This is a genomic window from Pseudomonas sp. Sample_22 (genome assembly GCF_004307635.1).
GTDB lineage: Bacteria > Pseudomonadota > Gammaproteobacteria > Pseudomonadales > Pseudomonadaceae > Aquipseudomonas.
In genome coordinates this window covers 17,792-40,690 of record NZ_RCNY01000085.1, presented here as the reverse complement: position 1 = coordinate 40,690, position 22,899 = coordinate 17,792, and the positions used below count along the sequence as shown (strand labels likewise).

At 60.0% G+C, this 22,899-nt stretch carries 22 protein-coding genes; 17 read left to right on the top strand and 5 right to left on the bottom strand.

Features of this window, described 5'->3' with window-relative positions:
- The first annotated feature begins 120 nt into the window (after window positions 1-120).
- The 9 genes from D8U73_RS23135 (at window position 121) to D8U73_RS23095 (ending at window position 10,810) form a co-directional block, all read left to right on the top strand.
- Window positions 121-852, top strand: a complete 732-nt coding sequence (locus D8U73_RS23135) for a response regulator transcription factor (protein ID WP_056852630.1) — start codon at window positions 121-123, stop codon at window positions 850-852.
- Window positions 842-2,311: an ATP-binding protein gene (locus tag D8U73_RS23130; protein WP_130905887.1), complete on the top strand. Its 1,470-nt coding sequence runs from the start codon at window positions 842-844 to the stop codon at window positions 2,309-2,311. The genes D8U73_RS23135 and D8U73_RS23130 overlap by 11 nt, the downstream gene beginning before the upstream one ends.
- 192 nt (window positions 2,312-2,503) lie before the next feature.
- Entirely contained in the window at window positions 2,504-3,763 is a 1,260-nt protein-coding gene (locus D8U73_RS23125; protein WP_130905886.1) for an AGE family epimerase/isomerase, read from the top strand.
- Window positions 3,764-3,881: 118 nt separating this feature from the next.
- Window positions 3,882-5,183, top strand: coding sequence for an ABC transporter substrate-binding protein (locus D8U73_RS23120; RefSeq protein ID WP_056852627.1), 1,302 nt, complete (start codon window positions 3,882-3,884; stop codon window positions 5,181-5,183).
- 179 nt (window positions 5,184-5,362) lie between these two features.
- Window positions 5,363-6,271 carry a sugar ABC transporter permease gene (locus D8U73_RS23115; protein ID WP_056852626.1) on the top strand — a complete coding sequence of 303 codons (909 nt, stop codon included), beginning with the start codon at window positions 5,363-5,365 and terminating at the stop codon, window positions 6,269-6,271.
- Window positions 6,264-7,109 (top strand): carbohydrate ABC transporter permease, encoded by an 846-nt coding sequence (locus tag D8U73_RS23110; RefSeq protein WP_056852625.1) that lies wholly within the window; start codon window positions 6,264-6,266, stop codon window positions 7,107-7,109. Before D8U73_RS23115 ends, D8U73_RS23110 begins: the two co-directional genes overlap by 8 nt.
- 2 nt (window positions 7,110-7,111) lie before the next feature.
- On the top strand, window positions 7,112-8,272 hold the full coding sequence (gene ugpC, locus D8U73_RS23105) for a sn-glycerol-3-phosphate ABC transporter ATP-binding protein UgpC (protein ID WP_130905885.1): 1,161 nt from the start codon (window positions 7,112-7,114) through the stop codon (window positions 8,270-8,272).
- 222 nt (window positions 8,273-8,494) lie between these two features.
- Window positions 8,495-9,841 carry a carbohydrate porin gene (locus D8U73_RS23100; protein WP_056852623.1) on the top strand — a complete coding sequence of 449 codons (1,347 nt, stop codon included), beginning with the start codon at window positions 8,495-8,497 and terminating at the stop codon, window positions 9,839-9,841.
- A 114-nt stretch (window positions 9,842-9,955) separates the two neighbouring features.
- Window positions 9,956-10,810 carry a D-hexose-6-phosphate mutarotase gene (locus D8U73_RS23095; protein WP_056852622.1) on the top strand — a complete coding sequence of 285 codons (855 nt, stop codon included), beginning with the start codon at window positions 9,956-9,958 and terminating at the stop codon, window positions 10,808-10,810.
- Between the two features lie 158 nt (window positions 10,811-10,968).
- Here D8U73_RS23095 and D8U73_RS23090 read toward each other — a convergent pair whose 3' ends face one another.
- Complete coding sequence (locus D8U73_RS23090) at window positions 10,969-11,829, bottom strand: MurR/RpiR family transcriptional regulator (RefSeq protein ID WP_170948639.1); 861 nt, start codon at window positions 11,827-11,829, stop codon at window positions 10,969-10,971.
- A 228-nt stretch (window positions 11,830-12,057) separates the two neighbouring features.
- Between D8U73_RS23090 and zwf the strand changes: the two genes are divergently transcribed.
- The 4 genes from zwf (at window position 12,058) to D8U73_RS23070 (ending at window position 15,802) form a co-directional block, all read left to right on the top strand.
- Window positions 12,058-13,527: a glucose-6-phosphate dehydrogenase gene (gene zwf / locus D8U73_RS23085; RefSeq protein ID WP_056852621.1), complete on the top strand. Its 1,470-nt coding sequence runs from the start codon at window positions 12,058-12,060 to the stop codon at window positions 13,525-13,527.
- A complete protein-coding gene (gene pgl / locus D8U73_RS23080) occupies window positions 13,514-14,227 on the top strand; it encodes a 6-phosphogluconolactonase (protein WP_130905884.1) in 714 nt (237 codons plus the stop codon). Before zwf ends, pgl begins: the two co-directional genes overlap by 14 nt.
- A gap of 17 nt (window positions 14,228-14,244) precedes the next feature.
- Window positions 14,245-14,910 carry a bifunctional 4-hydroxy-2-oxoglutarate aldolase/2-dehydro-3-deoxy-phosphogluconate aldolase gene (locus tag D8U73_RS23075; protein WP_056852619.1) on the top strand — a complete coding sequence of 222 codons (666 nt, stop codon included), beginning with the start codon at window positions 14,245-14,247 and terminating at the stop codon, window positions 14,908-14,910.
- 175 nt (window positions 14,911-15,085) lie between these two features.
- Entirely contained in the window at window positions 15,086-15,802 is a 717-nt protein-coding gene (locus D8U73_RS23070; protein WP_056852618.1) for an intradiol ring-cleavage dioxygenase, read from the top strand.
- Between the two features lie 2 nt (window positions 15,803-15,804).
- Here D8U73_RS23070 and D8U73_RS23065 read toward each other — a convergent pair whose 3' ends face one another.
- On the bottom strand, window positions 15,805-16,986 hold the full coding sequence (locus tag D8U73_RS23065) for an aminotransferase class V-fold PLP-dependent enzyme (protein WP_056852617.1): 1,182 nt from the start codon (window positions 16,984-16,986) through the stop codon (window positions 15,805-15,807).
- A gap of 32 nt (window positions 16,987-17,018) precedes the next feature.
- Entirely contained in the window at window positions 17,019-17,255 is a 237-nt protein-coding gene (locus tag D8U73_RS23060) for a DUF3820 family protein (protein WP_003213031.1), read from the bottom strand.
- 203 nt (window positions 17,256-17,458) lie between these two features.
- Here D8U73_RS23060 and D8U73_RS23055 point away from each other — a divergent pair, with 203 nt between their 5' ends.
- The 4 genes from D8U73_RS23055 (at window position 17,459) to D8U73_RS23040 (ending at window position 21,139) form a co-directional block, all read left to right on the top strand.
- On the top strand, window positions 17,459-17,926 hold the full coding sequence (locus tag D8U73_RS23055; RefSeq protein WP_056852616.1) for a PA2169 family four-helix-bundle protein: 468 nt from the start codon (window positions 17,459-17,461) through the stop codon (window positions 17,924-17,926).
- A gap of 157 nt (window positions 17,927-18,083) precedes the next feature.
- Window positions 18,084-20,072, top strand: a complete 1,989-nt coding sequence (locus D8U73_RS23050) for an FUSC family protein (protein WP_130905883.1) — start codon at window positions 18,084-18,086, stop codon at window positions 20,070-20,072.
- The gene (locus D8U73_RS23045; RefSeq protein WP_056852614.1) at window positions 20,059-20,265 is read left to right on the top strand and encodes a DUF1656 domain-containing protein; all 207 of its coding nucleotides are present in this window, start codon (window positions 20,059-20,061) and stop codon (window positions 20,263-20,265) included. The genes D8U73_RS23050 and D8U73_RS23045 overlap by 14 nt, the downstream gene beginning before the upstream one ends.
- Window positions 20,266-20,275: 10 nt before the next feature.
- Entirely contained in the window at window positions 20,276-21,139 is an 864-nt protein-coding gene (locus D8U73_RS23040; RefSeq protein WP_056852613.1) for an HlyD family secretion protein, read from the top strand.
- 155 nt (window positions 21,140-21,294) lie between these two features.
- Here D8U73_RS23040 and D8U73_RS23035 read toward each other — a convergent pair whose 3' ends face one another.
- Both D8U73_RS23035 and D8U73_RS23030 read right to left on the bottom strand, forming a co-directional pair.
- Entirely contained in the window at window positions 21,295-21,765 is a 471-nt protein-coding gene (locus D8U73_RS23035) for a MaoC family dehydratase (protein WP_056852612.1), read from the bottom strand.
- Between the two features lie 41 nt (window positions 21,766-21,806).
- Window positions 21,807-22,751 carry an alpha/beta hydrolase gene (locus tag D8U73_RS23030; RefSeq protein WP_130905882.1) on the bottom strand — a complete coding sequence of 315 codons (945 nt, stop codon included), beginning with the start codon at window positions 22,749-22,751 and terminating at the stop codon, window positions 21,807-21,809.
- Window positions 22,752-22,899 lie beyond the last annotated feature (148 nt).

The window sequence follows — 22,899 nt, the reverse complement described above, 5'->3', positions numbered from 1 at the left end:
CGTGACGCTCCGCGTCACTGGACGCGGAGCGTCCCTTGAGGCATTCCCACGCAGAGCGTGGGAACGATCCGTTCATCAGGCATAATCCGCCCCAATTCCAACAACAAGGATGCCTTCGAAGTGAGCTCAGTCAACAAGTCGATTTTGTTGGTCGATGACGATCAAGAGATACGCGAGTTGCTGGACACCTACCTGACCCGCGCCGGGTTTCAGGTACGTACCACGCCCGATGGCGCCGGTTTTCGCCAGGCCTTGAATGACGAACCCAGTGATCTGGTGATCCTCGATGTGATGTTGCCGGACGAAGACGGTTTCAGTTTGTGTCGCTGGATTCGTCAGCACCCGCGGCGGGCTCAGGTGCCGATCATCATGCTCACCGCCAGCTCCGACGAGGCTGACCGGGTGATCGGCCTGGAGCTGGGCGCGGACGATTACCTCGGCAAACCCTTCAGCCCTCGCGAATTGCAGGCGCGCATCAAGGCGTTGCTGCGTCGTGCGCAGTTCGGCCAGGAGCGCAGCGGTGGGGAAGTGCTGGCCTTCGATGACTGGCGGCTGGACATGGTCAGCCACCGGCTGTTTCACATCGACGGTGAAGAAGTGATTCTGTCCGGCGCCGATTTCGCCTTGCTGAAACTGTTCCTCGATCACCCCCAGGAAATCCTCGACCGCGACACCATCGGCAACGCCACCCGCGGTCGTGAACTGATGCCGCTCGACCGCATTGTCGACATGGCGGTGAGCCGATTGCGCCAGCGTCTGCGCGACACCGAGAAACCGCCCCGGCTGATTCGCACTGTGCGTGGCAGCGGTTATCAACTGGCAGCCAATGTGATTGCCAGCAATGGTCACTGAATCCCTGCGCAACCTCGCAGGGCGCGTGCCGGTGCCGCGCTCGCTGTTGGGGCGCATGTTGCTGCTGACCCTGCTGGCGGTGCTGTTCGCCCAGACGTTATCGAGCGTGATCTGGGTCTCGCAATTGCGTGCTACCCAGCTTGAAGGCCTGGTCACCAGCGCCCGCAGCCTTGCCCATTCGATGACCGCCAGCGTCAGTTACTTCCGTTCTTTGCCCGTGGCGTTTCGGCCGTTGGTGCTCGACCAGTTGCGTAGCATGGGCGGTACGCGGTTCGTGGTGACGCTCAATGACAAACCCCTGGGCATGGACGTGCTGCCAATCACCCCGCGCAAGGAAGCGGTGATCAACGCGGTGGACGAAGTGTTGCGCCAGTCCCTTGGCCATGACACCGATATTTCGGTGACCTTCGTCAGCCCCGAGGATCTGCGGATTTTCAACGCCGGCCTGAAGCTCGACGAGCTGCCACGCTCCTGGGCGCATTACGCGCTGACCCTGGAGCCGGTTAATCCGCCCGTGCTGGTCACGCAAATCCAGATGGCACCCGGCGAATGGTTGTACATCGCCTCGCTGCTGCCCGAGCCCTACACCAGCCTCGAAGAACAAGGCCTGCCGGCGCAGCAGGTGTGGTTCATCGTACTCACCAGCGGTTTCCTGCTGTTGTTCATCGGTCTGTTGGTGCACTGGCAGAGCCGTCCGCTCAAGCGCCTGGCGCGGGCCGCGCGGGATTTGTCGCTGGGCGCCGACGTCGAGCCGGTGGCCGAAGGTGGCGGCAGTGAAGTGGTCGAAGTCGGTCGCGCCTTCAACACCATGCGCGAGCGCATCAGCCGTTACCTGACTGAACGCAGCCAGTTGTTCAGCGCGATTTCCCACGATCTGCGCACACCGATCACCCGCTTGCGCCTGCGCGTCGAACTGCTCGAAGACGAAAAGCTGCAAGCCAAGTTCGGCCGTGATCTGGATGAGCTGGAGCTGCTGGTCAAAGGCGCGCTGCAATGCGTGAAAGACACCGACATCCACGAGAACATCGAGCCGGTGGATCTCAATCATGTGCTCGATTGTCTGGTGGAACCGTATCTGGCACCCAACGGCAATGGCCGCGTGACCCAGCAGGGGCGGGCGCTGGCGGCGTATCCGGGCAAGCCATTGGCGCTCAAGCGCTGCATCGGCAACCTGATCGACAATGCCCTCAAGTACGGGCAGAACGCGCATCTGCACATCGATGACGACGACAGTGCGTTTGTTTTGCACGTCGATGATGAAGGGCCGGGGGTCCCGGAGCAGCGGCTGGAGCAGGTGTTCGAGCCGCACTTTCGTTTGGCCGGGCAGCAGCAGGGGTATGGCCTGGGGCTGGGAATCGCCCGCAACATTGCCCATAGCCATGGTGGTGAAGTCAGCCTGCAGAATTTGCGTGAGGGCGGGTTGCGCGTAACCCTTCAATTGCCTCGAAGTCTAGACTGACGACCGCGTTATCGTTCATCGCGAGCAAGCTTTGTTCCTACAGGCACCACGCACTGTAGGAGCAAAGCTTGCTCGCGATGAATGCAAAGCAAATGTCACAGACTGGTGACAAAACCCGGCCCCTTCGTTACAAGCCCGCCATTGCCCGTTGTTTATGCTGGCCCTCAGTCATAACAACAAAAAAGGTCCTCCATGCACAGCTTCCAACCTGCCTTCAGCAGTTGGCTGAACGCATCTGCCCATCAGCAATGGCTCGCCACCGAAGGGTTGCGTCTGTTGGCGTTCGCCAAAGCTTCGAAGCTTCCCGAAGGCTTCGGTAACCTCGATGAAAAAGGTCACCTTGCGGCCAATGCGCAAGCGCAAACCATGATCACCGCACGCATGACCCACAGCTTCGCCATGGCCCACATTCAAGGCCTGCCGGGGTTTGCAGCGCTGGTCGATCATGGCGTCGAAGCTCTGCGCGGACCGTTGCGCGATGCCGTGCACGGTGGCTGGTTTGCGGTGGCCGAACACCGCGACGGCAACACCTGCAAGAATGCCTATCTGCATGCCTTTGTCGCGCTGGCCGCCAGTTCCGCGTTAGTCGCCCAGCGTCCCGGCGCACAAGCGTTGCTCGATGACGCCATCGACATTATCGACACCTACTTCTGGAGTGAGGAGGAGGGCGCCATGCGCGAGTCCTTCAATCGCGACTGGAGCGAAGAGGAGTCGTATCGCGGCGCGAACAGCAACATGCACGCCACCGAAGCCTTTCTCGCCCTGGCCGATGTCACTGACGACAACCGCTGGCTGTGCCGTGCGCAGCGTATCGTCGAGCGAGTGATCCACGGCCATGCCGCTGCCAACGACTACCTGGTGATCGAGCATTTCGACCGCGACTGGCAGCCGCTGCGCGAATACAACCACGACAACCCGGCCGATGGATTCCGTCCTTACGGCACCACGCCGGGCCATGGATTCGAATGGGCGCGGTTGCTCCTGCATCTCGAAGCGGCGCGAGTGCAGGCCGGCATGCTGACACCCGGATGGCTGGCCACCGACGCGCAAAAACTCTTCGAGCAAAATTGCCTGCACGGCTGGGATGTCGACGGCGCACCGGGCGTTGTCTACACCCTCGACTGGGACAACAAAGCAGTGGTCCGCCATCGCCTGCACTGGACTCATTGCGAAGCCAGTGCCGCCGCCAGCGCCCTGTTGCAGCGTACCGGTGATGAACAATTCGAGCGCTGGTACCGACTGTTCTGGGAATTCTGTGACAGTTTTTTCATCGACCGATGCGACGGCAGCTGGCATCACGAACTCGATCCGCTGAATCGCCCTAGTGCTGATATCTGGCCGGGCAAACCGGATCTGTATCACGCCTGGCAAGCCGTGCTGATCCCTCGACTACCGTTGTCGCCCAGTATGGCAACGGCTCTGGCGCAAATGTCCCAGGGCGGTTCTGTGTAACCATGCGGTGACATTCGCGCGTCCCTTCGTTACCTGCGAGGGGAGGCGTCCTGTTTAAACTCCTGTGCAGCGCAAGCACCAGACTTGCATGCATAACAACAAGAAAGGTACATCTCAGATGAATGCGATTTCTCGCCTCGCTACTGTCATTTCTGTCGCCTCCCTGTTCCCGCTCGCAATGCTGCCGCTCAGTGTTTCCGCTGCCGACTCCAAAGGTTCGGTCGAAGTCGTGCACTGGTGGACGTCCGGTGGTGAAAAAGCCGCCGTTGATGTGCTCAAGGCCCAAGTCGAAAAAGACGGTTTCACCTGGAAAGACGGCGCCGTGGCCGGCGGTGGCGGTGCGACGGCCATGACCGTGCTGAAAAGCCGCGCCGTTGCCGGCAACCCGCCAGGCGTTGCGCAGATCAAGGGGCCGGACATCCAGGAGTGGGCGTCGACCGGTCTGCTCGACACCGACGTGCTCGAAGACGTTGCCAAAGCAGAGAAGTGGGACAGCCTGCTCGACAAGAAAGTCTCCGATACCGTGAAGTACGAGGGTGATTACGTGGCCGTGCCGGTGAACATTCACCGGGTGAACTGGCTGTGGATCAACCCGGAAGTCTTCAAGAAAGCCGGTATCACCAAGAACCCGACCACCCTCGAAGAATTCTACGCCGCTGGCGACAAGCTCAAGGCTGCCGGCTTCATCCCGCTGGCCCACGGCGGTCAGCCATGGCAGGACAGCACCGTGTTCGAAGCTGTCGTGCTGTCGGTCATGGGCGTTGATGGCTACAAGAAAGCCCTGGTCGATCTGGACAACAAGGCGCTGACCGGTCCGGAAATGGTCAAGGCGCTGACCGAGCTGAAGAAAGTCGCGACCTACATGGATGCCGACGGCAAAGGCCAGGACTGGAACCTGGAAGCGGCCAAGGTCATCAACGGCAAGGCCGGCATGCAGATCATGGGTGACTGGGCCAAGAGCGAATGGACTGCCGCCGGGAAAGTCGCCGGCAAGGACTACGAGTGCGTAGCGTTCCCGGGCACCGACAAGGCGTTCACTTACAACATCGACTCGCTGGCGGTGTTCAAGCAGAAAGACAAAGGCACCGCTGCCGGTCAGCAGGACATCGCCAAAGTCGTGCTGGGTGAAAACTTCCAGAAAGTCTTCAGCATCAACAAAGGTTCGATCCCGGTGCGCAACGACATGCTGGCCGACATGGGCAAGTACGGTTTCGACTCGTGCGCCCAGACGGCAGCCAAGGACTTCCTGGCTGACGCCAAGTCCGGCGGCTTGCAGCCGAGCATGGCGCACAACATGGCGACCACGCTGGCGGTACAGGGTGCGTTCTTCGATGTCGTGACCAACTTCATCAACGACCCGAAAGCCGACCCGGCCGATGCGGCCAAGAAACTGGGCGCGGCGGTTCAGTCGGCCAAATAAGGTCGTCCTCACCCGCCCCCTGTAGCAGCCGTTTTTTGTGGGAGCTGGCTTGCCAGCGATGCAGGCACCTCGGTTCAACAGTTGCACCCGAGTGATGCGATCGCTGGCAAGCCAGCTCCCACAGAAGCCTCTCCTACCGGGATCGCCTGAAGATTTTATTCCTCGTACTGGATCTTCCCATGAGTTCTGTTGCTGTGTTCAGCAAGGCCTCGCCGTTCGATGCATTGCAGCGCTGGCTTCCAAAACTGGTGCTGGCGCCGAGCATGTTCATCGTTCTGGTGGGCTTCTATGGCTACATCCTGTGGACGTTCATTCTGTCGTTCACGACCTCAACATTCCTGCCCAATTACAAGTGGGCAGGGCTGGCGCAATACGCGCGGCTGTTCGACAACGACCGCTGGTGGGTGGCGAGCAAGAACCTGGCGCTGTTCGGCGGCATGTTCATCGGCATCACCCTGGTGATCGGCGTGCTGCTGGCGGTGTTCCTCGACCAGCGCATCCGGCGCGAAGGTTTCATCCGCACCATTTACCTGTACCCGATGGCGCTCTCGATGATCGTCACCGGTACCGCATGGAAGTGGCTGCTCAACCCCGGCATGGGCCTGGACAAATTGTTGCGTGACTGGGGCTGGGAAGGCTTCCGCCTGGACTGGCTGATCGACCCGGATCGCGTGGTCTATTGCCTGGTGATTGCCGCTGTCTGGCAAGCCTCGGGTTTCATCATGGCGATGTTCCTCGCCGGCCTGCGGGGCGTTGATCAATCGATCATCCGTGCCGCGCAGATCGATGGCGCGAGCATGCCGCGCATCTATTGGAAAGTGGTGCTGCCAAGCCTGCGTCCGGTGTTCTTCAGTGCCGTGATGATTCTGGCGCACATTGCGATCAAGAGTTTCGACCTGGTGGCGGCGATGACGGCCGGCGGCCCGGGTTACTCCTCGGACCTGCCAGCGATGTTCATGTATTCGTTCACCTTCAGTCGCGGCCAGATGGGCATGGGCTCGGCCAGTGCGATTCTGATGCTCGGTGCGATTCTCGCAATCATCGTGCCTTACCTGTACTCCGAGCTGAGGACCAAGCGTCATGACTAGTCTCGCTGCCAAACCTGCCATCAGCCTGAGTCGCATCGCGATCTACGCGGTGCTCATCCTGGCTGTGCTGCTTTACCTGATTCCGCTGGTGGTCATGCTGTTGACCAGCTTCAAGACCCCGGAAGACATCAGCACCGGCAATCTGCTGAGCTGGCCGACCGTGGTCAGCGGCATCGGCTGGGTCAAGGCCTGGGCCACGGTTGATGGTTACTTCTGGAACTCGATCAAGATCACCGTTCCGGCGGTGCTGATCTCCACGGCCATCGGTGCCTTGAACGGTTACGTGCTGTCGATGTGGCGTTTCCGTGGTTCGCAGCTGTTCTTCGGCCTGCTGCTGTTCGGTTGCTTCCTGCCGTTCCAGACCGTCCTGCTGCCGGCCTCGTTCACCCTCGGCAAGATGGGCCTGGCAAGTACCACCACGGGCCTGGTGTTCGTGCACGTGGTCTACGGCCTGGCGTTCACCACGCTGTTCTTCCGTAACTACTACATCAGCATTCCGGATGCGCTGGTGAAGGCTGCGCGCCTCGACGGTGCGGGTTTCTTCACCATCTTTCGCCGGATCATTCTGCCGATGTCGACGCCGATCATCATGGTCTGCCTGATCTGGCAATTCACCCAGATCTGGAACGACTTCCTGTTCGGCGTGGTGTTCTCCAGTGGTGATTCGCAACCGATCACGGTGGCGCTGAACAACCTGGTCAACACCAGCACCGGCGCCAAGGAATACAACGTTGATATGGCAGCGGCGATGATCGCCGGGCTGCCGACCCTGCTGGTCTATGTGGTCGCAGGCAAGTATTTCGTGCGCGGGCTCACGGCCGGCGCAGTCAAGGGGTAATCATGGCTACGCTCGAACTTCGCAATGTAAACAAGACCTACGGCGCCGGCTTGCCGGACACCCTGAAGAACATCGAACTGTCGATCAAGGACGGTGAGTTCCTGATCCTTGTCGGCCCGTCGGGCTGCGGCAAGTCGACCCTGATGAACTGCATCGCCGGCCTGGAAACCATCACCGGCGGCGCGATCATGATCGGCGACCAGGACGTCAGCGGCATGAGCCCCAAGGATCGCGACATCGCCATGGTGTTCCAGTCCTATGCGCTGTACCCGACCATGAGCGTGCGCGAGAACATCGAGTTCGGCCTGAAAATCCGCAAGATGAGCCAGTCGGCGATCGACGAAGAAGTCGCCCGCGTGGCCAAGCTGTTGCAGATCGAGCACCTGCTCAATCGCAAGCCGGGCCAGCTCTCCGGCGGTCAGCAACAGCGCGTGGCGATGGGCCGTGCCCTGGCGCGCCGACCGAAGATTTATCTGTTCGACGAACCGCTGTCCAACCTCGACGCCAAGTTGCGGGTCGAGATGCGCACCGAAATGAAACTGATGCACCAGCGCCTGAAAACCACCACGGTCTACGTGACCCACGACCAGATCGAAGCGATGACGCTGGGCGACAAGGTGGCGGTGATGAAGGACGGGATCATCCAGCAGTTCGGTACACCGAAAGAGATCTACAACGACCCGGCCAACCTGTTTGTGGCGAGCTTCATCGGTTCGCCGCCGATGAACTTCATCCCGCTGCGGTTGCAGCGCAAGGACGGTCGTCTGGTGGCGCTGCTCGACAGTGGCCAGGCTCGGTGCGAATTGCCGCTGGGCATGCAGGACGCCGGTCTCGAGGATCGCGAAGTGATTCTCGGCATGCGCCCGGAGCAGATCGTACTGGCCAACGGTGAAGCCAATGGTTTGCCGACCATTCGCGCCGAGGTCCAGGTTACCGAGCCAACCGGCCCGGACACTCTCGTTTTCGTCAATCTCAACGACACCAAGGTCTGCTGCCGCTTGGCCCCGGACGTGGCGCCGCAAGTCGGCGAGACCCTGACCCTGCAATTCGATCCGGCGAAAGTGCTGCTGTTCGATGCCAAGACCGGCGAGCGCTTGGGGGTTGCCGGTGTGCCGAAAACCGAGGCGCACGCTGCCAACGTCGCCCAGTTCAAAGGCCGCTGAAGATCATAGGTGGGAATGGATTTTTGTGGGACTGGCTTGCCAGCGATGCAGGCGACTGGTTTTGACGTCGAACCGAGGTGATGCCATCGCTGGCAAGCCAGCTCCCACATAAAAGCCCATCTCCACAGGGGGAATCCGTGGCGGATGGCCTGTCATCCGCCGCAACTGATGTAACCGCGTTGGAAAAAGAAAAGTTAATAACAATAAAACGAGGAAGTAGGGATGAAGAAGAACAACAGTGCTCAGCTTATCTGCCAGTTGTCAGCCGTTGCGGCAATGATGCTGGCCGGTAGCGTGCACGCGGCTGACGCGTTCAGCGCCGATTCGGAGTGGATGACCGGTGATTGGGGTGGCGAGCGTACCAAGCTGATCGAGCAGGGCATCGACATCAAGATGGACTACGTCGGTGAAGTCGGTGGCAACCTGCATGGCGGTTTCAACGACGACAAGACCGCGCGCTACAGTGACCAGTTTGGTCTGGGCGCGGCGCTGGACCTGGAAAAGCTGTTCGGCTGGGATAACACCCAGGCCAAGATCCAGCTGACCAACCGTAACGGCGAAAACATTTCCAACGACCGCGTCGGCGACCCGCGGGCCGGCACCCTGAGTTCGTCCCAGGAAGTCTACGGCCGAGGCCACATGGTGCGTCTGACCCAACTGTGGATCAAGCATCAGTTCTTCGACAACAAACTCGACGTCAAGGCCGGTTACTTCGGTGAGGGTGAAGATTTCAACACCTTCCCGTGCGAATTCCAGAACCTGGCATTCTGCGGTTCCCAAGTGGGTAACTGGGCCACCAACATCTGGTACAACTGGCCGGTCAGCCAGGCGGCGATACGCGTGAAGTACAACATCTCGCCTGAGTGGTATGCGCAGATCGGCGCGTACAACCAGAACCCGTCGCAACTGGAGCACGGCAACGGCTTCAAGCTCAGCGGCAGTGGTACCAAAGGCACCGTCCTGCCGGTTGAACTGGTGTGGCTGCCCAACCCTGGCAACCTGCCGGGCGAATACCGTGTCGGTTACTACAAAAGCACCGCCAGCGCCGATGACGTTCGTGAGGATGACAACGGCAATGATGCGGCCACCAGCGGCAATGCCTATCGCAGCCACAGCAGCAAGCACGGCTACTGGTTCGTGGCGCAACAGCAACTCACCAGCCACAACGGTGACGCCACTCGCGGTCTGAACATCGCCGCCAACGCGACGTTCCACGACAAGGACACCAACATCGTCGACAACTACCAGTCGCTGATGTTCGTGTACAAAGGCCCGTTCGATGCACGTCCGAAAGATGACCTCGGTATCGGTTTCGCCCGCATCCATGTCAACGATGACGTGAAGAAAAACGCCGAGCTGACCAACGCCGCCAATGGCGTCAGCGACTACAACGATCCACTGTTCTCGCCACTGCGTGAGACCGAGTACAACTACGAGCTTAACTACGGTTTCCACGTCACCAACTGGCTGACCGTGCGTCCTAACTTGCAATACATCACCCACCCGGGCGGTGTGGATGAAGTCGACAACGCGCTGGTGGCCGGTCTGAAAATTCAGTCGGTGTTCTAACGCGACTGCGATAAGCTCCTCTCTATGTGCGCATTTTGCGGACGGCCAAGGCTGTCCGCTTTTTTTTGGAGGGCCGCGCACCCCGCTGACAGATGATTTTCAGGACCGTGGCACATGCATGAGCATCCGCTACAACGCTTCTTCAAATCCTTGCGCGAACGACCGGTGTTTGCCTGGGAGCGCTATCAGAAGCGCGACGTGTTGGTCATTGATCACCCGCTGTGTCAGGCGGTGTTCAGTCGCCAGGGCGCGCAGTTGTTGCACTTTCAACCCAAGGGGCAGAAACCCTGGCTGTGGTGTGCGGCGAAGTGGCCGCAGGTGGGCGCGATCCGTGGTGGCGTGCCGGTGTGCTGGCCATGGTATGGCCGTCATCCGAGCGAAAATGCCTGGCCGTCCCATGGTTGGGCGCGGTTGCTCGACTGGAAGCTGATCGATAGCAGCAGTGACGAGGATGGCGTGCGTTTGCACTGGCAACTTGAACTCTGCGACTGGCAAGTGGACCTGCATGCACACCTGGGGGAACGCATGGAGTTGCGTTTGAGTACCGAGCATCAGGACGACATGCCATGCCAGTTGAGCCAGGCTTTGCACGCTTACTGGCGTATTGGCGATGTCGGTGAGGTAGCGCTGTCTGGGCTCGAAGGCGCGCAAGGTTACGACCAGTTGAACCGACAGATTTGCCAACAGGAAGGCGAGTTGCGGGTCGATGGCGGATGCCAGCGGGTGTTTCAGCATGACGGGGAGTTGCAGCTTAACGATCACGCCTGGGATCGGGCGTTGTGCATCGATACCGGCGATACGGCTGACACGGTGGTGTGGCATCCGGGATCACGACCGTTGCTTGGGGTGAGCTGGAACGAGATATCTGAATTCGTTTGCGTGGAAGCGGCCAGCGGCGGCACCGACAGCCTGTGCCTGAAACCGGGGGAGCGGGCGCATTTGAGTTTGCAGGCGCGGGTGGCGGCTTAATGGGGATCGTTCCCACGCTCTGCGTGGGAATGCCTCAAGGGACGCTCCGCGTCCAGTGACGCGGAGCGTGGGAACAATCAGCATTTCAGGTTCGGCGCGGACACTGTGGGAGCTGGCTTGCCAGCGATGAGGCCGGACCGGTCAGCGCAGATTTCGGATCAGTTGAATTCGTCACCCACCGGATACCGGCTGGCATTCAAACTCTCTTTGATCTTGCGCAAATGCGGCTGGAAATCCACTCCGCGTCGCAAGGTCATGCCTGTTGCGAGCACGTCGAGCACGGTCAGTTGAATGATCCGCGACGTCATCGGCATGTAGATGTCGGTGTCTTCCGGCAATGGAATGTTCAGGCTCAAGGTACTGGCTTTGGCCAATGGTGAGTTTTCCGCGGTCAAGCCGAGCACCGAAGCGCCGTTCTCCCGGGCAATGCGCGCCACTTCCACCAGTTCGCGGGTGCGGCCGGTGTAGGAAATGATCACGAACAACTCGCCGGTGTGCGCCACCGAGGCAATCATGCGTTGCATCAGCACGTCGGCGTGGGCAGTCACGGCCAGGTTGAAACGGAAGAACTTGTGCTGCGCGTCCAGTGCCACCGGGGCCGAGGCGCCGAGACCGAAAAAGTGGATCTGCCGCGCCTGGATCAACAGGTCGACGGCGCGGCTGATCAGGTTCGGGTCCAGTGCCTGACAAGCGCTGTCCAGGGACGCGATGGCGCTGCCGAAGATTTTCTGCGTGTAGGCCTCAGGGTTGTCATCGGCCTCCACTGCGCGGCTGACATACGCCGCGCCGCTGGCCAGGCTTTGCGCCAATTGCAGCTTGAGCTCGGGGTAGCCGCTGACGCCGAACGAACGGCAGAAACGGTTGACCGTCGGCTCGCTGACCGAAGCGGCCTGGGCGAGGGCGGCGATGCTGAAACGGGTGGCCTGCTGCGGGTTGAGCAGGATCACCTCGGCGACTTTGCGCTCGGCCTTGTTCAGCTCTTCAAGGCGATTCTGGATCTGTTCCAGTAAATTTCGCACGCGGTCCATATGAGTTTCCTTGATTCACCAGCGCCGATAAGCGCGCGGCTAATGCAAAAAGGGCCTTTGGTGTGGCCCATAACGGTGGCCTATCCTACTGATGGCTCCGACCGACCACCACTCGGAATCTGTATTTTGCGAAAATGTTGTGGTTATTACTACATTTTCCCTTGAGTGATGCCTTGAAAAAAGGTATTTGTAGCTTAACTTGATAAAAGAACAAACATCATGCTCTCGATTACGGTTGAACCGTGCACCTTTGCCTTGTTTGGCGCCCTTGGCGATCTGGCCTTGCGCAAGCTGTTTCCTGCGCTTTATCAACTCGACGGTGCAGGCCTCTTGCACGAGGACACGCGGATCATCGCGCTGGCCCGTGAGCCCGGCAGCGAGCAGGAGCATTTGGCGTTCATCGCCTCCGAGCTGCGCCGCTACGTGGGTGCCAAAGATCTGGACGAAGCCGTCGTCGAACGTTTTCTCGCACGCCTGAGCTATCTGCACGTCGATTTCCTCAGACCCGAAGACTATGTGGCCCTGGCCGAAGCGGCAGGCAGTGCCCAGCGGGTCATCGCCTATTTTGCTACGCCGGCAGCGGTGTACGGCGCGATCTGCGAGAACCTGGCGAAGGTCGGCCTGGCGGAAAACACCCGCGTGGTGCTGGAAAAACCCATCGGTTCGGACCTGGAATCCTCGCGCAAGGTCAACGATGCCGTGGCGCAGTTCTTCCCGGAAAACCGCACCTACCGCATCGACCATTACCTGGGCAAAGAGACTGTCCAGAATCTGATCGCCCTGCGTTTCGCCAATAGCCTGTTCGAAACCCAGTGGAACCAGAATTACATTTCCCATGTGGAAATCACCGTGGCCGAGAAAGTCGGGATCGAAGGCCGCTGGGGCTACTTCGACAAGGCCGGCCAGCTGCGGGACATGATCCAGAATCACCTGCTGCAATTGCTCTGCCTGATCGCCATGGACCCACCGGCCGACCTGTCCGCCGACAGCATCCGCGACGAGAAAGTCAAAGTGCTCAAGGCACTGGCGCCCATTAGCCCGGAAGGCCTGACCACCCAGGTGGTGCGCGGCCAATACATCGCCGGCTACAGCGAAGGCAAAGCCGTGCCGGGTTATCTGGAAGAACCCAATTCCAACACCCAGAGCGACACCGAAACCTTTGTCGCCCTGCGTGCCGATATCCGCAACTGGCGCTGGGCCGGCGTACCGTTCTATCTGCGCACCGGCAAGCGCATGCCGCAAAAACTGTCGCAGATCGTCATCCACTTCAAGGAACCGTCGCACTACATCTTCGCCCCCGAGCAGCGCCTGCAAATCAGCAACAAGCTGATTATCCGCCTGCAACCGGACGAAGGCATTTCCTTACGCGTGATGACCAAGGATCAAGGCCTGGACAAAGGCATGCAGCTGCGCAGCGGTCCGTTGCAGCTGAATTTTTCCGACACCTGGAGCAGCGCACGGATTCCCGATGCCTACGAGCGGTTGTTGCTGGAAGTGATGCGCGGCAATCAGAACCTGTTTGTCCGTAAAGATGAAATCGAAGCCGCGTGGAAGTGGTGTGACCAGTTGATCGCCGGGTGGAAAAAATCCGGTGATGCGCCCAAGCCGTATGCGGCAGGGTCCTGGGGGCCGATGAGCTCCATTGCACTGATTACGCGGGATGGGAGGTCGTGGTATGGCGATATCTGATTTGAAACTGCCTCAGGGTGTAAGCGCCCATGAGTTCAAGAGCCCGACGCTGTTGGCCGAAGGCCTGGCGCTGAGCGTGGCGAAACAACTGAGCGATGCGATCGACACCCAGGGCACTGCGACCCTGGTGGTGTCCGGTGGCCGCAGTCCGGTGGCGTTTTTCCAGCACCTGGCCAAGCAGAAACTGGACTGGTCCAACGTCGTGATCAGCCTGGCTGACGAGCGTTGGGTGCCGGTCGAGCATGCCGACAGCAATGCCGGCCTGATCAAGAAATACCTGTTGCAAGGCCCGGCGGCCAAGGCTCAGTTTCTGAGCCTGTATAGCGCCAGCGCCAACCTGGAACAGGCGGCAGAGCAGGCTGACCGTTTGCTCTCCGAGTTGCCGGTGATCGACGTGCTGGTACTGGGCATGGGCGATGACGGTCACACCGCCTCGCTGTTCCCCAACAGTCCGAAGCTTGCCGAGGCCTTGCAGGTAGACGGTAGCCGTCGTTGCTATCCAATGCTCGCACCGACCGTGCCGCATCAGCGCCTGACCATGAGCCGTGCGCTGCTGGCTTCGGCCAAGCACAAGGTTCTATCGATTTCCGGTCAGTCCAAGTTGACCACCCTGAGTACCGCACTGGCCGGTGACGATGTCGCCGCAATGCCGATTCGCGCGTTTCTGCAACCTACGTTAGAGATTTACTGGTGCCCATGAGCCAAGGAACAGCCGCTATGACAATCCCATCCCCGACCGTTTCCATGGCGGATAAAGTTGCCCTGATCGACAGCCTCTGCGCCAAGGCGCGGATCCTGCCGGTGATTACCATCGCCCGCGAGCAGGACGTGCTGCCGCTGGCCGATGCCCTCGCGGCGGGTGGCCTGACCGCGCTGGAAGTGACCCTGCGTTCGCAGTTCGGCCTCAAGGCCATCCAGATCCTGCGCGAACAGCGTCCGGAGTTGATGACCGGTGCCGGCACCGTGCTCGATCGCCACATGCTGGCCGCGGCAGAAGCGGCGGGCTCGCAGTTCATCGTTACGCCAGGCATCACCCGTGACCTTCTGGAAGCCAGCGTTGCCAGTCCGATCCCGTTGCTGCCAGGCATCAGCAATGCCTCGGGCATCATGGAAGGCTATGGTCTGGGTTATCGCCGCTTCAAGTTGTTCCCGGCGGAAGTCAGCGGTGGCGTTGCCGCCATCAAGGCCTTGGGCGGTCCGTTCGGCGAAGTGAAATTCTGCCCGACCGGCGGCGTGGGCCCGGCCAATATCAAGAGCTACATGGCGTTGAAGAACGTCATGTGCGTGGGCGGTAGCTGGATGCTTGATCCTGAGTGGATCAAGAACGGCGACTGGGCCCGCATTCAGGAATGCACCGCCGAGGCACTGGCGCTGCTGGACTGATCGCTTCACCCGACACTTCGTTGTGTGTTCTACGGCTTTACGGTGCGCTTGGTCGGTGCACCGTTTTTTTTTGCCTGATGAAAACCGGCGTCAAGACATCCTGCGATACATAGTTACCGCATCCGGAAAAGCGGCCAGTGCTAGCCTGCGTTGATCTTATGGAAGAGAGAACGTCATGGACGCCAACATTACCGATACACCCGTTTGCCTGCTGTCCCCGGAACAAATCGCCGGCCCTTATTTTCGCAATCCCAAACTGATTCGACGCAATATCAGCGAAGGCGCCGACGGCATCCCATTGGTATTGCGCCTGCAAATCATCGATGCCATGACTGGCCAACCGGTCACCGATGCGCTGGTGGATATCTGGCACTGCAATGCGCGGGGCGCCTATTCAGGCTGGAGCAAGATCAATCCGGACCTGGAAGTCGATGTCGGCGACATCGGCGCAATCCCGAGAACCGACGACGATACGTACCTGCGTGGTGCTCAGTTCACTGATAAAGCGGGGAACGTGCGCTTCACTACCATCTACCCGGGTTTCTATGCCGGCCGTACCCTGCACATTCATGTGGCCGTGCGAATCACCTCGGGCAACAACTATCTGGAAGAACGACACGTCGCCTGGGTGGGGCAGCTGTACTTTCCCGAAGTGGCTTCGCGTTCAGTGCTTGGCAGTCGGCAGTACAGCGGACGGGCTGTGCGACCGCTGGGCAATGAGCAAGATCACTTTTACACAACCATGGGCGGCGAGGCCTCGACCCTGAATGTACATACCCTCTCTCGAGACTCCAGGGACGACGGTTTTTTCGGGCACATGACCATCGGCATCGACACCTTTGCAGTGTCGACCCAGATCAAGCCGGAAGACTTCGATAAATACACCGTGTGACGTCAGGCCAGTTCCGCCAACGCCGAAGCCAGTCGGTTCATGTCCGCCGCAGTGCTGGTCAGCCCTGGCGTAATGCGAATGCATGGACCGCTGGCAGCGCCGTTGCGCACTACGGTAAACAGGTTGTAGTCGCTGAGCAGTTTTTCGGCCATCGCCTGTTGGTCGGCATGGGCGGTAAAGCGCATCGAGGTGATGCCACAGTACAACCGTGGATCATCCGGGGTCATGACTTCGATACCCGGGTGCCCACGTACCGCGCGCACCCACAGGTTGCGCAGGTAGTTGAGCCGTGCCCCCTTGGCCGCGGCACCACCCATGGCCCAATGCTCTTCGAGCACCAGCGGCAGGGTCAGCAGCGCGGGGATGTTCGGCGTGCTGTAAGACGTGCGAGCGCGAATGTCGGTGATCGGAAAATGCATTTCCTCCATGTCCGGGTCGATGTCAGCCAGGCGCTCGGGGGCGATGTAGAGAAAGCCCAGGGTCAGCGGTGCACCGATCCATTTGTGCAGGTTGTAGGCGGCGAAGGCGATGCCCAGCTCTTCGAGATCGAATTCCAGTTGCCCCAGTGCATGGGCGCCGTCGAGGATCACATCGATGCCATGCTCCCTGGCGGCGGCGGCAATCGCCTGCACCGGCATCACCAGGCCTGTGCGGTGAGTGACGTGGGTCAAGGCCATCAGCTTGAGTCGTGGGTAGCGTGCAAAGGTCTCGCGATAGGTGGCCAGTAAACTGTCGAAACTGGCAGGGTGCCCATGGTCGATCTCGATCACCTCGACACCCCGATGACGCGCCAGCCAGCGCATCGCGCCCTTGACCGTGTCGTACTCCAGGTCGCAGATCAGCACTTGATCGCCCGGTTGAAGGCGATTGTAGTTGCGGATCAACGATTGCAAACCATCCGTCGCGTTGCAGGTCAGGGCGACACTTTCGGCAGGTACACCGATCAGCCCGGCCAACTGCGCGCGGATCTTCACACTGTCGCCCTGCTCGAAGCGCTGGCGCGCATACACCGAGTTGCTGCGGTTGATCAGCTCGATATTGCGCTGATACTCCTCGACCACGGTGCGCGACATGCGTCCGAAGTAGCCGTTTTCCAGATTGATCGGTCCCGGTTGCCGATCGTAGCGATCGGCAAAGGTCCGCCAAAAGGCTTCATCACGGGCACGGCGGGTATTGTCGGGCATGGGCTTACTCAATCAGGGGCGGGGGGCGTGGATCAGTGGCGTGGAGCCGGTTTGCCATGCTTGGCGCGCAAGGGTTCCAGCAACTCCGACAAGCCGTTGTGATCAATCTCTTGCATCAGGGCCAGCAAGCCACCCAATTCGCCGTGGGGAAAACCTTCCCGGGCAAACCAGTTCAGGTATGGGCCGGGCAGGTCGGCAATGATCCGTCCCTTGTATTTGCCGAAGGGCATTTCCCGGGTAATCAGCAGTTCGAGCTTTTCAGGGTTCATCACGCAGTCGTCTTGATTCATTCAGTCTGGAAAATACAGGCATTCTGCATGCAGGCCAATTGACAGATCATGCAAAAAAAACGGATACAGATTTTCGCTGTAACGGTAACTAATTGAAAAATATAGGGAAATTTATGTCTGTTGAGCTGGCATGCGCCCTGCAATGAGTAAGTCATCTTTCATCAACCGCAAGGAATTGAAAAATGACCGACATGAATAAAGAAGCGATTTCTGTACTCAATGACCTGATTGAAACCTGCAAAGACGGTCAGGAAGGGTTCAAGACTTGCGCCGAAGACATCAAACACCCTGAACTCAAAACCTTGTTTGTGCAACGTGCTGCCGACTGTGGCACCGCCGCCGCTGAGCTGCAGGCTGCGGTGCGTTCAATGGGCGGCGATCCGGAAACGTCCACCAGCGTCAGTGGCGATCTGCATCGTCGCTGGGTCGATGTGAAGTCGATGTTCACCGGCAAGGATGAAGAAGCGGTGCTCAACGAAGCCGAACGTGGCGAGGACCATGCGCTGAAGGCGTATCGCGATGCCATGGAGAAAATCAACAAGCACAACCTGGTGGGCATTCGTGATCTCGTTGAGCGTCAGTACCACGGCGTGCAACGTAACCACGATCAGGTAAAAGCCCTGCGTAACCAGGCGCGCGCACGTTCGTAAGCGTTCGTTTGCTGTCAAAAACGCCAGCCAGTCTGGCGTTTTTTTGTGCTCGGGAATTAGCGCTGGACGGGGTATAGATAGCTAGCTAATAATTTGTTTTTCAAGTGACCGGCCTGAAGCCGACTATCGTTAAAACGACTTTTCAAGAGTGCTTTTCGTGCCCATTACTTTGCAGGCGTTGTTCGCGCCTGACCGCCGCGCCTTGCAGTTCGCGATCAAGACCTTGATCGGCGGAGGAGTGGCGCTGTGGCTGGCATTGCGCTGGGGCCTGGAGCAACCGGCCTGGGCGTTGATGACTGCGTTCATCGTCGCGCAGCCGCTGTCCGGCATGGTGATGCAAAAGGGCTTGGCGCGGCTGTTGGGGACGTTGGTCGGAACCATCATGTCGGTGGTGTTCATGGGCTTGTTCGCCCAGACACCGTGGCTGTTTTTGCTGGCGTTGGCATTGTGGCTTGGACTGTGTACGGCCAGTTCGACATTACTGCGCAGTGCCTGGTCCTATTCATTTGTACTGGCCGGGTACACCGTGGCGATCATCGCGCTGCCGGCCATCAATCATCCGTTGACCGTATTTGACCAAGCCGTGGCACGCTGCACCGAAATCAGCCTGGGCATTATCTGCGCCACCGCCAGCAGTGCTTTGCTCTGGCCATTGCGGGTCGAGCGACAGCTGTCGGACCAGGCCCGAGGAGCCTGGCAAAGTGGCATGAATGCCGCGCGGGCGACACTGGCCGGGGATGGACAGGCACGCAAAGGCTTGCTGGAAATTCTCGGTCGAATCGTTGCCGTGGACGCGCAACGCGAACACGCCTGGTTCGAAGGGCCTCTCGGTCGGCAACGGGCACGCGCCATCAGCGGTTTGAGCCAGAAATTGTTGATGCTGCTGCGCATCGCCCGTTCAGTGCGCCGGCAGTGGAAACAGTTGGAACCGCAAGAGTCGGCGCAGTTGTCACCGTGGATGAACGAAGTGCTGGAGGCGCTGAAAGTCGCCGATCCTGCGACGTTGCATGCCCTGCGCCCGCGTTTGCTCGACGCGTCCCACGACCCGCAGATCAGTTCGGCACAGAGTTACTGCCTGGTGCGTTTCACCTTGCTGATGGATACGGCCATGGCGGCGACGGCGGCGTTGAGCGCCGTTGAGGAGGGCGGTGATCCGGTCGCGCCGCCCAAGACGCTCACACCTCACCGCGATCTGTCGCTGGCCCTGGTGTTCGGCGCCCGCAGTGCCTTGGCGTTCCTGGTGGTTGCGAGTTTCTGGCTGGCGACCGCCTGGCCCGCGGCAGCGGGGGCGATGTTGTTGACGTGCGTCGTGTGCAGCCTGTTCGCCAGCCGGGAAAATGGTGCGCAAATCGGCATGAGTTTCATGCGCGGGATATTCCTGGCCATTCCGGCGGCGTTCATCGTCGGGCAAATTCTGCTGCCGCAATGGAGCAGTTTTGCCATGTTGTGCATGGGTATGGGCGTGCCGTTGTTTTTCGGGGCGCTGGGCATGGCCAAGCCGCAGATCGGCGCTACGGCCACGTCATTCTGCCTGCATTTCATTGTGCTGGTGGCTCCGCTCAACCAGATGAAGTTCGACGTCGCGACGTTCTTCAACAGCGCCCAGGCCATGGTCATCGGCGTCGGTGCGGCGGTGCTCGCATTCCATCTGTTGATCCTGCGTAACCCGGCGTGGCATGGCCGTCGATTGCTCGCGGCTACCCTTGACGATCTGGTGCGCCTGACCCGGCGCAATCTGGCCGGCGCCGAGAGCTGGTTCGGCGGGCGCATGGCCGACCGCTTGCTGCAATTGGCGCGGCATTATCCGGAGTTGCCCGAGCCGGCGCGAAGCCGCTGGGATGACGGGCTGCTCGGGTTGGATATCGGCGATGAATTGCTGCACCTGCGCCTGAGCCTGGCGGTTGCGCAGGTTCCGGTTTCTGCAGCGCAACAGCAATACCTCGAACAACTGGAAAGCGTCCTGAAAAAAGGTCCGGCGCCAGATCGCGGCGAAGCGCTGGCCGAAGCCAGCGAGGCTTTCGTGCAAAACCTTTACGCCTTGCCCTCGAGTGATGCAGTGAAACTGGCCCGGGGCGCGGTGCTGCAATTGCAGAACAGCTGGCGCGCCTGGTGCCGCCAACAGGAGGCAAACCATGGGCTTGCGTGAGTGGGCGGTGGGCGGGGTGTTGCTCAGCCCGTTTCTGATTTATGTGCTGCTGGCGCTGCTGGTGACCGGCGCCTTGCGCCTGTTGTTGCGGCTGACCCCGATTGGTCGTTGGGTCTGGCACGAAGCATTGTTTGATTGTGCCTTGTACGTCTGTGTATTGACCGTGATCACCGTCGTCCTCGGACCTTTATAAGGAGCTGAATATGCGTACCCCCGTACGTGTCGCGTTGACCCTGTGCCTGGTGGCGGTGGCGATATTTGCCGGCGTGCATTTGTGGCAGTACTACATGCTCACGCCCTGGACCCGCGATGCACGTATTCGCGCCGACGTGGTGGTGATCGCGCCGGATGTGTCGGGCTGGGTGCGTGAGCTCAAGGCCTACGATAACCAGCAGGTGAAGGCGGGGGACCTGTTGTTGAGTATCGACCGCGACCGTTTCGAAGCCGCCCTGGAAAAAGCCCAGGCGGTGGTGCAAACCCGCCAGCAACAACTGAACCTGCGTGAACGCGAAGCCAGCCGCCGCGCCAGCCTCGGGCCGCAAGCGATCAGCGCCGAACTGCGGGAAAACGCACAAATCAATGCCGGTATCGCCCGTGGTGAACTGCGTGAAGCACAGGCCGAGGCCAAGGTCGCAGAGATCAACCTGGCGCGCAGCCAGATCCATGCGCCGCGCAATGGTCACATCACCAACCTGCGTCTGGCTCAAGGCAATTATGTGAATGCCGGGCAACCGGTGATGGCGTTGATCGATGATTCAACCTTTTACGTGCAGGCTTATTTCGAAGAAACCAAGCTGCCACGGATCAAGGTCGGCGACCCGGTGAAAGTCTGGTTGATGAGCGCCGGGGAAGCGTTGCAGGGGCACGTTGAAAGCATCAGCCGCGGGATAACCGATCGCAATACCACACCGGACGGCCAGTTACTGGCAGAGGTGGAACCGACATTCAATTGGGTGCGACTGGCGCAACGGATTCCGGTGCGGATCAAGCTGGACAAAGTGCCCGAAGGGATCAACTTGAGTGCAGGAATGACTGCGAGCGTGCAGGTGCAGGAGGGTGAGCGCTAGTTCGTGTTCGTGCTGCTGTCCTGTGGCCAAGGCGCTTGCTCCCGCTCGGCTGCGCAGCCGTCGCAAATCCTGCCAACGCATTCGTTCAGGTGAACTGAGGTGTCTGAGTTGGGGGCGCTTCGCGCCCCAGCGGGAGCAAGCCCCCTCGCCACAGGTCAGCCGATGCTGATCGGTGGCAACTCGGTCAGCGTCACGCTCTGCTGTTTGCGCGGCGCGAGGATTTCCGCCTCGCCGTCGACCACCAGTTCATCGCGCTGGTTGAATACGCGGGTGGCGATGCGCACGCGGAACTTCGGCAGTTTTTCGAGGATTTCCAGGCGCACCGTCAGGGTGTCGCCGATCTTCACCGGCTTCTGGAAACTCATTTGCTGGCCGATGTAGATGGTGCCCGGCCCAGGCAGTTCGCAAGCCACCGCAGCGCTGATCAGTGCACCGCTGAACATGCCATGGGCAATGCGCTCCTTGAACATGGTGCTGGCAGCGTATTCGGCATCCAGGTGCACCGGGTTGTGGTCGCCCGACATCGCGGCGAACAATTGAATGTCGCGCTCTTCGACCGTCTTGCTGAAGCTGGCGGTCTGGCCGACTTCAAGGGCTTCGTAAGGGGTGTTGGTAACCTGGGTCATGTGTCTCAATTCCTGTGACGAATAAAAGAATTCACAAAAAACTATTCGGCTCGATGTGGCCTGGGGTTGCTCAGGGTCTGGTTGATCCAGCCCAGCACGTCGGCAATCACGTCATCGCGGTTGGTTTCGTTGAACAGTTCGTGCCGAGCCTGCGGATAAATCGTCAGTTGCAGGCTCTGGCTGCCGGCTTCGCGCAAGGCGTCGGCCAGATCTTTCAGACGCTTGCCTTCGCTCACCGGATCACATTCACCGCCAATCACCAGCATTGGCAGGCCTGGATCGATCTGCGCGAGATTGGACGCTTTGCTGATTTGCTGCAACCCGCCGAGCAAATCGATCCACATTTGATTGGTACACCTGAAGCCGCACAGCGGGTCATTGGCGTACAAATCGACCTCTGAAGGATCGCGACTGAGCCAGTCGAACCGGGTGCGCACCGGTTTGAATTTGTTATTGAACGAGCCAAACGACAACCATTCGATCAGCGCGCTGCGGCCCTTGGGGCCTTGGCGCAGGCGTTCGAGGCGGGCAATCTGCCGCGCCGCACGGTAAAGCGTCACGGGCTGGAAGTTCGAACCGCTGAGAATGGCCCCCTGCAGGCTGGCGCTGTGGTGCAACAGGTAACCTTGGGCGATGTAACTGCCCATGCTGTGGCCGAGCAGTACGATCGGCACACCGGGATGCTGCTGGCCGATGTGCTGATTCAGGCAGGCCAGGTCACCCACCACTTTGGCCCAGCCATCGTTGTCCGCGAAGTGGCCGAGCGTCCCGTTTTCGGCAGTTTTGCCATGTCCGCGCAAGTCCGGTGCATAGAGGCCGTAGCCCTGATCGCAGCATTTTTCGGCAAGGCGCGCATAGCGGCCACTGTGTTCGGCCATGCCGTGGGCCAGCAGGATCACCGCCTTTAGCTTGCCCGTGGGCAGCCACTGATTGACGAAGAGGCGGCTGCGGTCACTGGTGGTCAGCCAGAACGTGTCGTGGATCATGGCGATTCCTTTCCATGCAGGGGCGCGGGGTGGTTGCATTGTATAGCGCAAAATCCTGCCGGCATCAGCTCACGCCACGGCAGGAAGATTCACACGGTCAATGACGCGTTGACGCATATTTGCCTGATTGGCCATAACTGCTAGTGTC